The 481-nt window shown below is 43.0% G+C and carries 1 protein-coding gene; it reads right to left on the reverse strand.

Annotated elements, in window-relative coordinates:
* Window positions 1-481: hypothetical protein (locus AC1DWA_RS33330; protein WP_477917750.1), on the reverse strand; the 481-nt coding region annotated here is incomplete at both ends.

Raw genomic sequence — 481 nt, forward strand, 5'->3', positions numbered from 1 at the left:
GCCTAATACATTCATAAGCATCATTCCAACAACACTGACCATAAATGCAGCGATAGTGCTGTATTCTTTCCATGCAGGCATAGTCCCCATCTCAGTCGTAGCTGCCACCTCATCAAATCCAGAAGCTTCTGCTTCCGTTATTGGATGATCCGGTAGGAGGCGATACGCAATCAAGGCCCATGCCAAGAAACCAAGAGCCAAGATGAAATTCACTACAGCAAATTTTGACATAGACAGTCCACCGGTATAACCTGCCGTTTCGAGTACGCTAACAGTAACCCCATAGAAAAGTGCTACATTAAAAGGAACTAAAGGGTGATTAGTAGCAAAACCCAAAGGCATCATCAGCTTGGACGTTGGCATTTTTTTATTGTAAGGAATAGTAGATATCAAAGATAAGATCAGTACATAGTAACCAGTGGCACCGGCACCAGGAAAACTGGCACCAAGCATAATGACCACAATCAAAAGAACATAACTC

The sequence above is a fragment of the Rhodococcus sp. P4_F3_2 genome (assembly GCF_056401335.1).